Consider the following 12,184-nt stretch of genomic DNA (forward strand, 5'->3'; position numbering starts at 1 on the left):
GCCGCAGAGAGACATGCCGCATGATCAGCAGAATCCGCATAGCGACCGGCCTCGTACTTTTCGTTTTCGTGTTCTTTCATCTGATCAACCTGGCTTTCGGACTGATATCCCTGCATGCCCTGGAACAGGCGCGGCCGATCCTGACGGGACCCTGGGCAAACCCGGTGGGCGGCACGGTATTGCTGGCCTGCGTGCTCGTCCATGCCGGCCTGGGCCTTTGGTCGCTGTTCCAGCGCACGCAGATACGATTGAATTCCGGCGACTTCATTCAGGCCATCATGGGCGTCGCCATCATCCCCCTGCTGCTGCCGCACATCATGGCCACCGCCGTCGCCCCGGCAATCACCGATGCCACCCCGAGCTATACCTGGGTACTGGCAGTCTACTGGCTGCGCGCACCCAATCTCGGAATGCAGCAGGTGCTGGCGCTGATGGTGATCTGGATCCACGCCTGCTACGGCCTGCTCCTGTGGATCCAGGTGCAGCCCTGGTGGGGGCGATACGGCCTTCTGGTCTATCCCCTGGCACTGATCATCCCGGTTGCGGCCCTGCTCGGCTTCATCGAGGCCGGCAAGGAGATCTACTTCAACCAGACCGCCCCGGCCATCGCCGACCCCATTCGCGACACCGCCGCCCTCTACGAACCCGTCGCGCCGACATTGTGGGATGTCCACGATGTCATCCTGGCGACCTATGCCATCCTGCTCGCGGTCCTGATCCTCGCCCGGCTGATCCGCAATGCACGGTCGCGGCGCAATGTGGCCGTCAGCTATGACGGCGGACCCGCGATCACCGACCGCAGCGGTCCCCAGCTTCTCGAACTGGCCCGCAACCATGATATTCTCCACGCCTCGCTGTGCGGCGGCCGCGGCCGTTGCGGCTCCTGCGCTGTGCGGGTTCTCGAAGGCATGGACAACCTGCCGCCCGCCGACGACACCGAAAAGGCGACGCTCGCCAGGATCAAGGCCGGACCCGATATCCGGCTCGCCTGCCAGGCCGCCCCGATTTCCGGGACCGTCAGGGTCGAACGAATCTTCCCGGCCCACCTGACGCCGTCGGACTATCGCGAATTGCTGACGACGGACGATCCGGTCGAGGTGGCCCATGCGATGAATCGCGCAGCCATGGGGGAGGCCATGGCATGAACGCCAGGATCCGCTCCGCGATCACCGTCCTGATGCTGCTCGTGCCGGTATTGCTGGCATCGCCGACCAACCGCGCCGCCGCCCAGATCCCGCCTTCGATGATGGGCCCATCCGTTGACGGCGAAGGCGGGGAGGCATCGCCGCCACCGAGCCAGGCCGATCTTCACGAACTGTCCCGCCTGCTGCGCGATCCCGCCATCATCGAGTGGCTGGAAAACAGGGCGGGCGACCCGGCCATCGATGCCGCTGGTCCGGCGCAGGCGGGAGGTGCCGCCGGGAACGACGGCATGGCCCTCGTCCAGCAACGCGTCGACAGGGTGAAGACCGCCCTTCACAGCCTTCCCCTCATGCCCGGCATGATCAGCGGTGCGCTGGAGAAGGAATTCCCGGGACAGGACAAGCTCAGGGTCTGGATCCTTGTCCTGATCTTCTTCTTCATCGGCGCCGGCCTCGAATGGCTCTACTGGTGCTATGCGGGACCGCTCAAGACCCGCATCGAATCCCACCGCAACGCCGCCTTCGTTCCCACCATCCTGGCTGCGACCGGGCGTTTTGCCGTCACGGCGGGGGGCGCCTTCGCATTCGGCCTGGGAACTCTCGGAAGCTTCCTGGGGTTCGACTGGCCGCCCCAGTTCAAGGCCGCCCTGATCGACATCCTCTGGGCCATCGTGCTGGTACGGGCGCTTACCGCCCTGCTCGAATTCGTCCTGGCCCCGCGGGTCGATTCGCTGCGGCTCGTTCCACTCGTCCGCCGGGACGCGAAATGGCTCTACGTTTCCACGCTCGTGATCGCGTTCGCCGTCCTCGTCGGCGTCAGCCTGTCCAATACCGTCACCCGCGTCGGCGCGCCACCCGAGGCGGGCCTCGGGCTGAAGATCGTCATTGCGGCCTGTGCCGCACTGATGGCCATCGACACCATCTGGGTCCTGTTCCTGCGCCACGCCGAAAAACATGTGCCGTTCAAGGGAGCCTGCCCCCGGCGCAAGGGCATCCTGCTCCCGATCGGCGGCACCATCCTCATCATCGCCATCTACGTCCTGTGGCTGGTCGGCGCCTTCAAGCTGTCGGCGAGTCTGGCGGTGATCGGCATCACCATCCCGGTCGCCATCGGCGTTCGGCGGACCGTGCTGCGCGCATTCGATCCGCACCCCGTCGCGGAACTGCCGCCGCCGCCGGCCGGCGAGGGCGAGGCGGAAACCGCCGCCGGGGACGAGGATGACGCGGACGGTGAAACGGATGCGCACGACGACGCCCATGCTTCCGGCAGGGTCGCGACCGAAACCGGGAGCAGCATCTACCGGCCCATCGTCGAACGCCTCGCCCGCTTTTTCGTGCTGGGCAGTGCTGCCGCGGTCCTCGCGGTCGTCTGGGGGCTGGATCTCGATCAGCTTTCGCAGGCCTCGTCACTGCCCGGCCGCTTCTTCGGCGTCGCGATCGACATCGCCATCGCGTTTCTCATCGCCGATCTCGTCTGGATCATCACCCGCACGGCGATCGACCGCAAGATGGCGAGCATGCCCAAGCCGGAACATGGCGTGGCGCCCGGGCCGGAAGCCCGCCTCGCCACGCTCCTGCCGGTCTTCCGCCTCGCGGTCCTGATCACGATCGTCGTCATGCTCACCATGATCACCCTGTCATCGCTGGGCGTGGACATCGGTCCGCTGCTCGCCGGTGCCGGCGTCATCGGCCTTGCGCTCGGTTTCGGCGCTCAGGCGCTGGTACGCGATATCGTATCGGGCATCTTCTTCCTCATCGACGACGCCTTCCGGGTAGGAGAATATATCGAAATGGGGGAACTGCGCGGTACGGTCGAATCGATCTCGCTACGCTCCCTCCGTGTTCGCCACCATCGCGGTGCCGTCCACACCATCCCCTTCGGCGAGCTCAAGTCGCTCACCAATTACAGTCGCGACTGGGTGATGATGAAGCTCGAATTTCGCGTGCCGTTCGACACCGATCTCAAGCTGGCGAAGAAGCTGGTCAAGCAGATCGACGCCGAACTGCGCTCCAATCCCGACTACGGGCACAGCTTTCTCGAACCGCTCAAGTTCCAGGGCGTGCGCCGGATGGAAGAGTTCAACATGGTCGTCGGCGTGAAATTCATGACCCGCCCGGGCGAACAGTGGACCATTCGCCGGGACGCCTACCAGCGGATCCGCGACGAATTCGAGAAACACGGCATCAATTTTGCCCAGCGCAACGTGAAGGTCGAGGTCATCGGCAACCAGCCGCTCACCGAGGACATCAAGAACGCCGCCGTTGGCGCCGCACAGGATGCCATCGAGCAGCAGGTCGAAGGCAAGGCGCAGGCATAGGTGCCACGGCAGTATTAAGGAATAAAATCCTTGACATGAATCCGCCTTTCGTAACATAAGGTGGGCATGAACGGGTTTCTGGGGCATATCGCCGGCCTGCGGGTCCGGGACATTGTCGGGCGGTCGCTGCGGCTGCTGCGGGCGTGCCGGGCCATCGCCGGTCGTCGGGCCGGGCAGCGGTGCCCGCAGCGCCTTGTCGCGGGCGAAGCGGCGCTCGACGCCTTCCGGCTGCTGGCGGGAAGACTGCGCCGGGGCGCCCATGACGCGGTGCGCCGCCGTTTTCGTCCCGTTCTCGACAGCTTCGTCGAGGTCCAGCGCCGGAACCTCGGCCTGACCGCCGGTGAGACCCGATTGTTGCGCCGTGCCTGGCTCCTGCATGTCGAGGGGCGCGATGCGCGCGAGGCCGTCCGTGACCTGCTGCTCTTGTTCCGGCAGCGGCACCGGCAGGAGACCGGGGGCGATCGCTGCCCCGCCCGCGAGAATGCCGCGGGGTTCCACGAGTCCCGATGGCACTCCCGGCTGACCGCCCTGCTTCTCGACGAAGTCTCGCTTGCGACCGCCCTGCCCGGCCCGTTCGTTCGCAGGGCTGCCCTCCGCCCCGGCCTGCCGCGGCGGTCTGCCGCCACGAGCCCCGGCCGGGCATGCCGTCATCATCGCGGGCATGACCCGCCGCGCCCGCATTCGCTCCTTCCCGCAGGGTCCGTCCAGCCTGGCGATTCCGTGTCGCCGGGCCGCTCGTGCGCGACCGGGGTCAGAGCTGTCGCCGGGCCTCCTCATCCGGGTCGAGGGCGAAGCGGCTGTCGTGGCGCCGGGCGATCATGTAGCGGGCCACGGGGCGCTCGCCGCTCTGCTCGAACTTCCAGACCCGGGTCTCGATGGCGATATCGGTGGCCGATTCGCGCCGGTTGAAACGGCGAAGCTCGTCCCAGTCCGCCAGGAGGAACGTCTCGGTCCAGTGCTCGGGATCGGCCAGGTCCTGGAACAGGCGCCAGCGCATGGCGCCATTGCGCCGGCGGACATGGCCCAGGTCGTCCATGGCCAGCACGAAGGCCGGCGCGTCGTGGAGGGCGACGCGATATTCCATCCTGTTGAGGATGGGTCCGTCGCTGCCGTGGACCGGAAGCATGGCCTCGGGTTCCGACCGCCCGGAGGGGCTGAAGTCCGGCGGGCCCGAGGCGGCGAGACGGAACCACGGGGCCAGGGCGAGTCCGCCCAGCATGCTCAGGCCGGCCACCAGCATGGCGATCCGGATATCGGTGAGTTCGGCGATCAGGCCCCAGAACCAGCTGCCGAGCGCCATCGTGCCGAACAGCGCCATCTGGTAGATGGCCAGGACGCGCGACTGGACCCAGGGGGCGGTGGTCAGCTGGACCGAAATGTTGAAGGTGGAAAAGGCGCCGAGCCAGCAGCTGCCGCTGACCATCACGGCGAGAACGACGGCGACGGGTGCGGAGGTCATGCCCAGCGTCAGCAATGCGCCGCCGAACAGGCCGGCCTGGAAGGTCACCAGCCGTTCGGCGCCGACCTTCTGCCGCAGGGGTTGCACCACGAACGCGCCGATCAGGGCGCCGATGCCGAACACGCCCAGCATCAGGCCGAAGACTATGGCCCCGCCCTCCATTTCGTCGCGCACGATCAGCGGCATCAGGGCCATGACGGCGGGTGCCGCGAACCCGTAGAGGGAGGCCCGCCCCATCGCACGCCAGATGTCCGGCGTCTGGCTGACATAGCGCATGCCGGCGAGGATGGCCGAGCCCAGCCGTTCGCGGGGGATCTCGTTGCGCGGGCTGGCCGGCAGGTTGAACAGCAGGACGAGGATGAGCGCGACATAGGACACGGCATTGAACAGGAACGCCGCTTCCGCACCCGCCGTCGCGACGATGCCGCCGCCGATCGCCGGTCCGACGGCGCGGGCGAGGTTGAAGGCCACGGCGTTGATGACCACGGCCCCGGCCAGCATCTGCGGCCGCACGATCTCGCGCACGACGGCCTGGAAGACCGGACCGTTGAGGGCGGCACCGGCACCGAGCATGAAGGTGAACGCCAGGAGGACCGCAGGCGTCACCAGGCCGGCAAAGGAGAGGACGGCGAGAATGGCGGATATCGACAACATCCAGAGCTGGGCGGCCATCAGCACCCAGCGCTTGTCCCACAAGTCGCCGGCGGTCCCGGCGAACAGCGCGAACACGAGGATGGGCAACTGGGTCATGGTCTGGACCAGGGCCACCATCTGCGGCGAGGACGTCAGTTCGGCCATCAGCCACGCCGCCCCGACTCCCTGGATCAGCCAGCCGAGATTCGACAGCAGATTGGCCGACCAGAGCTGGCGGAAGCGTGTCTCCGCCAGGGGAGCGAAAAGACTGCCCTCCGCGGTCCGACTGCGGCTTTCCCTCGCCTCCGATCCCATGTTCTTTCTTTTCATGCCTTGCTGGTACGCCGTCTGCTGCCGCCGGGCAAGCGGTCGCAACCACCGACCGCGCCTGGAGCGGGTTCAAACCGGATCAGTTTACCGTGATCAGCCCGTCAATCCCGATACGCGGCAGGCCCTTTTCGGGACCGATGGCGGCCAGTGCTGCAACCGGATTCGAGCCGAACAGCCGCTGGCCGACCCGCTCGATCGCCTCCATGTCGACGGCCTCGATCTTCGCGGCGACCTGTGCCGCCGACAGCCGGTCGCCGAAACACAGATGCTGGCGGGCCATGTCCTCGCAGACGGCGAAACAGCCTTCGAGCCCCATCAGCAGGCCGGCCTTCATCTGCGCCTTGGCGCGCTGCAACTCGACCGCGTCGAGCGACTTCACCATTGAGCGGATCTCGTCGGCGATGGCCGGCAGCAGCCTTTCGACATCCGCCTCGCCTGTACCGGCGTAGACGCCCATCATGCCCGAATCGTTGTGCAGCGAGGTGAACGAGAAGATCGAGTAGCACAGGCCCATGTCCTCGCGGATCTTCTGGAACAGCCGCGAGGACATGCCACCGCCCAGTGCCGCGGAAAACACCTGCAGCGCATAGAGGTCGGGGTCGGTATAGGCAAAGGCGTCCGTGGCGAGGCAGACATGGACCTGTTCGAGGTCCCGCTCGACCATCCGCACCCCGCCGGCATAGCGCGCCTTCTCGGGCGCCGATGCCGCACCTCTGCCCATGCCATCGAAAACCTGCCCCGCAAGCGCGACGACGTGATCGTGCCGGACCTTGCCGGAAGCCGACAGCACGATCCTATCCGCATGGTAATGTTCGCCCACATAGTCGAACAGGGCCCGACGCGGCATCCGGCCGACAATGTCCTCGGGTCCCAGGATCGAGCGCCCGATCGCCTGATCGGGATAGGCAACCTCCTGCAGGATGTCGAAGACGAGGTCCGAGGGCGTGTCCTCGACCTCCCCGATTTCCTGCAGGATGACATGACGCTCCTTTTCGAGCTCGACCTCGTCGAACGTCGAATTGCGGACGATGTCGCCCAATATGTCGCCGGCGAGATCGATGTCATCAGCCAGCAATCTCGCATAGTAGGCGGTATGTTCGCGCGACGTGTAGGCGTTGAGCGATCCGCCGACATCCTCGATCTGTTCGGCGATCTGCCGCGCCGAGCGGCGTGCCGTGCCCTTGAAGGCCATGTGTTCGAGCATGTGCGCGACACCGTTGACCTCGGCCCGCTCGTGCCGGCTGCCGACGTCGATCCACAGGCCGATGGCAGCCGTCTCCAGCCGGGGCATGGCTTCCGTCACCACCCGGACACCATTGTCGAGAATGCTCTCGCGATAACCTTCGCTCAATTCGTCCAGTTCCTCACATGGGACATGACCGACATGACATCATTATCCAGCACCGAGTAATGCTCCTCGCGTTCGAACAGATCACTCATGTGCGACGGCAGGTCGGCGGTCACACCGGCCACCTTCCGGACCGCATCGGGGAATTTCGCCGGATGGGCCGTTGATAACACCACCAGCGGATATTCGTCTTCCAGGTGGGCATATCCCGCAGCGACACCCACCGCCGTGTGCGGATCGCACAGATAGCCGGCCGTTTCCAGCAGGGAAGCGATGGCAGCGCCGGTCTCCTCCTCGTCCGCCCTGTGCGAGACGAACAGGCCATTCAGCCGCCTCCTCGCCTCCTCGTCAACCTCGAGCGCCCCGCTCTGACGGAAGCCCTGCATCATCCGGGCGACAAGGGTGCCATCGCGGTCGGCCATCTCGAACAGCAGACGCTCGAAATTGGAGGCGACCTGGATGTCCATCGAAGGGCTCATGGTGGGATGAACCTCACCTGTGGAATAGCACCCACTGTCGAAAAACCTTGCAAGGATATCGTTGCGGTTCGTGGCCACAACCAGGCGGCGCATCGGCAATCCCATGCGATGGGCGATATACCCCGCATAGACATCGCCAAAATTGCCGGTCGGTACCGAAAAGGTGACCTCTCCCTCGAGTCGGATGGCTGCATAGTAGTAATATGCGGCCTGCGCCGCCAGTCGTGCCCAGTTGATGGAATTCACGGCCGCGAGATGGATTTCATTGCGAAAATTCTCGTCGCCGAACATGGCCTTGACGATATTCTGGCAGTCGTCGAACGTTCCTCGAATGGCAACATTATCGACATTGGCTGCCTTGACCGTCGTCATCTGCCGCCGCTGCACCCCGGAGACGCGCCCCTCGGGATGCAGGATGCAGATGCGCATGTTGCGACGCCCGGCGCAGGCATGAATGGCGGCGGAACCGGTGTCGCCGGACGTTGCGCCGATGATGGTGATCTCGTGGCCGCGACGTTCGAGAACACGCTCGAACATCCGCCCGAGAAGCTGGAGGGCGAAATCCTTGAAGGCCAGCGTCGGCCCGTGAAACAGTTCGAGGACCCATGCGTCATGACCGATCTGCCGCAGGGGTGCTGTCGCCGGATGGGCGAAACCGGCATAGGCCTCGTGTGCCATTTCCAGCAATTCATCCAGGGTGAAACAGCCCTCGGCAAAGGGGGCAAGAACCCTGGCCGCGGTCTCCGCATAGCCCAGCCCGCGCAGGGAGCGCGGGTCGATCACCGGCCAGCTCTCGGGCACGAACAGGCCACCATCTTCGGCGAGGCCGGCCAGCAACACATCTTCAAAGGTTCGTCCCCGGCTGCCGCCGCGGGAGCTGCGATAGTGAATCATGACAGGACGGACATCCCCGGTACCGCGATCAGAACTGCATTCGCCCTTGGTATTGGAAGTCGGGGCATTCGGCAACTGTCTAGAAAACCGACGGTCCATCTCCGCCCTGGTACCGCGTAACTCCTTAACAGGATGAGGAAATTGGCGTCACCGGAGTGCATGCGCCGTTCAGTACACCGTCAGCGCGGTGAAATCGGGGGTATGATCGGAACAATAATATAGGGGTTCGGTGGCGTTCCGGACTGTTCGGAAAAAGATCACTGTCGTTCGGTTGGGAAATCGCGTGGATACAGAATCAAACCACGAATTGCGGACAGGTCCCGTGGCGGAAGTCGACGACTGCCACACGCTGCGCTTGTGGCTGGATGCATGGAATGATCTTGCGCGCCGGGCCATCGTCGCCAATCCCTTCTTCGAGAGTGGAGCGCTGCTTGCCGCACTCGAGGAAGGACTGATGGAGCCCGGGTGGCGAATCCTGCTCATCTTCGACTATCAGGACCGCCGACGGCTCATCGGCCTGGTCCCCCTCAAACAGTGCCGCTTCCATCCTCTCATCCCCCAACGCATATGGCGGTCGCTTTCGCATATCTACAGCTTTTGCAGCGTTCCGCTGATCGATCGGGAGAAAGCCGCCGACGCGATGTCCGCCCTGCTGCGCTGGATCGCCACAAGGGCCTCCGCACCCGTCGATCTCGAGAAAATCCCGGTCAACGAGGCGCTCTGGCCTGTCGTCCAGCAATCGCTGAAAACGCATTTCATGCCGCGCATGGTCCACAATCCGTTCGAACGCGCGGCCATGCGCCCGTCGACAAGTGCCGATGCCTATCTCGCAAATGCGCTGCGCAAGAAGCGCCGCAAGGAACTCTCCCGCCAGAGGCGGCGGCTGGAGGAGCTGGGCACCCTCGAAATGCGCCACCTTGGACCGGCCGACGACCCGGCCCCATGGATCGAACAGTTCATCGCACTCGAATCCCGGGGCTGGAAGGGACGCAGGGGCACGGCCATGGCCATGCGCGAGGGCGATCTCAACTACTTCCGGAGAATGGTTCATCATTTTCACCAGCACGGCCGTATCGAGCTACGCGGAATGTATCTCGACGATCAACCGATCGCGCTGAAATGCAATCTTGTCGGCGCAAGCGCGGACCGCATCGGATTCGCCTTCAAGATCGCCTATGATGAACGCTTCGACAGCTATTCGCCCGGGGTCCAGCTCGAGATCGAGCAGATCATCCACATGCACGAAGACGACGCTTCGTCGGGATGGATGGATTCCTGTGCTTCGGCCGAGCATTTCATGATCAACCGGCTGTGGACCGAAAGGCGCCAGTTTGCCAGCATCCTCGTCGGGCCGCCATCCATCAGGGGGCGGTCGACGATCAAGGCTCTCGAAGGTGCGGCTGCCCTGCACCGAATCTATGCCGGCAAGGACGGCGAAGGAAGGGAATTGGAACCATGAGCGAGACCGGTCGGTCCTTGATGTTCGATCCTCGGGATTTCGATGCCTGCTATCCCGACCTGCATTTCCGCTGCACCCACGACATCTGCGACGATCCGTTGCTGCAGATCGAATCGCTGCTCGAATTGTGCGGGCGCCTCCCGGCCTCGTCGATCGAATACAACGCCGGCAATCTTCCGATCAATCAGGATCCGGGCCGGACACCCGGCAACGGGCTCACGCCGCAGGAAACCATCGCCCGTATCCGCGACAACAAGTCGTGGCTGGTACTCAAATATATCGAGCAGGATCCGGCCTATGCCGGACTGCTCCACGACCTGCTGGATCCGGTGATTGCCAGGGCAGCAAAGACGACGCCGGGCATCGACAAGCTCGAAGGCTATATCTTCGTGTCATCGCCCGGTTCGGTCACGCCATTCCATGTCGACAACGAGCACAATTTCCTTTTGCAGATCCGCGGCAGCAAGACCATGTTCGCGTGGCCGCGCGACGACCGCTCGATCATCAGCGAGGAGGCCCTGGAGCTCTACCACTCCGGCGGTCATCGCAATCTTCCCTACGATGAGGCGTTCGGGTCCAGCGTCACCGCGCACGTGCTCATGCCCGGTGAAGGCGTGTTCCAGCCGGTCACCGCACCGCATTGGGTACAAAACGGCGACGATGTCTCCATTTCGCTCAGTGTCACCTTCCGCAGCGAGAGTTCCGTGCGCGAAGCCGAGCTCTACCGCCTGAACCGTCGCCTGCGCACGATCGGCATCACCCCCGCTCCCATCGGCGCGATGGCGACGAGGGACCAGGCCAAGTATTTCGTCGCGCGCGCGGAACGGCTCGGGCGCCGTCTGCTGCGCCTCGGCTGAGCATCGGCGCGCACCTCCATTCCCCTCAGGAGCTCGATCCGTCCCGCCGATCCACCATCGCCGGACGGCAGGCTCGAACCCGTTAACGGAAAACAGCCCTTTCGATGACAGCGTGGACCATCGAGACCCCATCTTCCCTATTTGCAGAACTTCCCCAAGTTTGGCGCATATCGGACGCCATGCCCCATGCGTTTCTCGGCGAACCATGGCTTGGAACATGGCTTGCCACCAGCGGCTCGACACCCGGGCTTCTCTGCTGCCGTGACGGTGACGAACTCAGGGCGGCGGGTTTCCTCGCCGCCAGCCGGCAGCGGCGATTGGGTGGTCTCGTCCGGTCGCGCCGATGGAATCTGAACACGTCGGGCGATCCGGCCATCGACACCGTTTTCCTCGAATACAACGGGCTGATCGGCCAGTCCGCAGACGACCCGGATCCCCTTCTTGAGGCGCTCGAATATCTCGACGGGCAACCCGGTTGGGACGAACTCCATCTCCACGGCCTGCAGGCGAATGTGGCCGAAGCCCTGCAGCGACGCTGGCGGCGCAGCCGCGTTGTCTGGGAGGCCCCGACCTATCGCATCGACCTCGATGAACTGCGTCGCGACGGCAAGGACCTCCTTTCCCGGTTGAGCCGCAACAGCCGTCAGCAGGTTCGACGGGCGATGAAACTCTACGAGGAGCGCGGCCCCCTATCGGTGCGAATTGCCGCCGACAGCCGCGAGGCACTGGCCTTTTTCGATGACATGAAACGATTGCATATCGGCACATGGTCGGCGCGCGGGCATGACAAGGGCGCTTTCGGCCAATCCTATTTCGAAACCTTTCACCGACACATGATTACCCGTCATCCGGGCGATCATCGCGTCGAGATGATGGCGATCACCGCGGGAAACGAGCCTGTCGGCTATCTCTACAATTTCGTTGCCGGCGGCCATGTCCACAACTACCAGTGCGGATTCGCCGACGAAAAGGACAACCGCCTCAAGCCCGGACTCGTCTCGCATGTCATGGCCATCGGGCATCACATGCGCAATGGTGCCGGGATCTACGATCTTCTGGCTGGCGACCAGCGCTACAAGTCAAGCCTCGCCAGCCCGGGACCTTCCCTGCAATCCCTCGTGATCTGGCGCGCCCGTCCCGGACTGGTGCTGGAAGATCTCCTGCGGCGCGCCCGTCTTGCCGCGCGCGACCTCGCGCAACGGCTGACATCCGGCCGCTAGACACGTGGCCTGTGGACGCGGCACGTCCGCCGGTCGGGCAAGCTT

Annotated in this window: 8 protein-coding genes; 5 read left to right on the top strand and 3 right to left on the bottom strand. The window is 64.6% G+C overall.

From position 1 onward, the window contains the following. Nucleotides 1-20 precede the first annotated feature (20 nt). Together H6851_14605 and H6851_14610 are read left to right on the top strand one after the other, a co-directional pair. A complete protein-coding gene (locus tag H6851_14605; GenBank protein ID MCB9944836.1) occupies nucleotides 21-1,145 on the top strand; it encodes a 2Fe-2S iron-sulfur cluster binding domain-containing protein in 1,125 nt (374 codons plus the stop codon). Next, nucleotides 1,142-3,460: a mechanosensitive ion channel family protein gene (locus H6851_14610; protein ID MCB9944837.1), complete on the top strand. Its 2,319-nt coding sequence runs from the start codon at nucleotides 1,142-1,144 to the stop codon at nucleotides 3,458-3,460. Before H6851_14605 ends, H6851_14610 begins: the two co-directional genes overlap by 4 nt. A gap of 751 nt (nucleotides 3,461-4,211) precedes the next feature. Here the strand turns inward: H6851_14610 and H6851_14615 are convergent. From H6851_14615 to H6851_14625, 3 genes are all read right to left on the bottom strand, one after another. Then, the gene (locus H6851_14615) at nucleotides 4,212-5,882 is read right to left on the bottom strand and encodes an MFS transporter (protein ID MCB9944838.1); all 1,671 of its coding nucleotides are present in this window, start codon (nucleotides 5,880-5,882) and stop codon (nucleotides 4,212-4,214) included. A 79-nt stretch (nucleotides 5,883-5,961) separates the two neighbouring features. Beyond that, nucleotides 5,962-7,233, bottom strand: a complete 1,272-nt coding sequence (locus H6851_14620; protein MCB9944839.1) for an insulinase family protein — start codon at nucleotides 7,231-7,233, stop codon at nucleotides 5,962-5,964. Continuing rightward, on the bottom strand, nucleotides 7,230-8,600 hold the full coding sequence (locus H6851_14625; GenBank protein MCB9944840.1) for a threonine synthase: 1,371 nt from the start codon (nucleotides 8,598-8,600) through the stop codon (nucleotides 7,230-7,232). The genes H6851_14620 and H6851_14625 overlap by 4 nt, the downstream gene beginning before the upstream one ends. A 286-nt stretch (nucleotides 8,601-8,886) precedes the next feature. On the opposite strand from H6851_14625, the gene H6851_14630 reads away from it, so the two are divergent. From H6851_14630 to H6851_14640, 3 genes are all read left to right on the top strand, one after another. Next, nucleotides 8,887-10,062 carry a GNAT family N-acetyltransferase gene (locus H6851_14630; protein ID MCB9944841.1) on the top strand — a complete coding sequence of 392 codons (1,176 nt, stop codon included), beginning with the start codon at nucleotides 8,887-8,889 and terminating at the stop codon, nucleotides 10,060-10,062. Further along, on the top strand, nucleotides 10,059-10,919 hold the full coding sequence (locus tag H6851_14635) for a hypothetical protein (GenBank protein MCB9944842.1): 861 nt from the start codon (nucleotides 10,059-10,061) through the stop codon (nucleotides 10,917-10,919). Before H6851_14630 ends, H6851_14635 begins: the two co-directional genes overlap by 4 nt. A gap of 179 nt (nucleotides 10,920-11,098) precedes the next feature. Further along, nucleotides 11,099-12,139, top strand: coding sequence for a GNAT family N-acetyltransferase (locus H6851_14640; protein MCB9944843.1), 1,041 nt, complete (start codon nucleotides 11,099-11,101; stop codon nucleotides 12,137-12,139). The last annotated feature ends 45 nt before the right edge of the window (nucleotides 12,140-12,184 follow it).

This window comes from Geminicoccaceae bacterium (assembly GCA_020638465.1).
Taxonomy (GTDB): Bacteria; Pseudomonadota; Alphaproteobacteria; order Geminicoccales; family Geminicoccaceae; genus JAGREO01.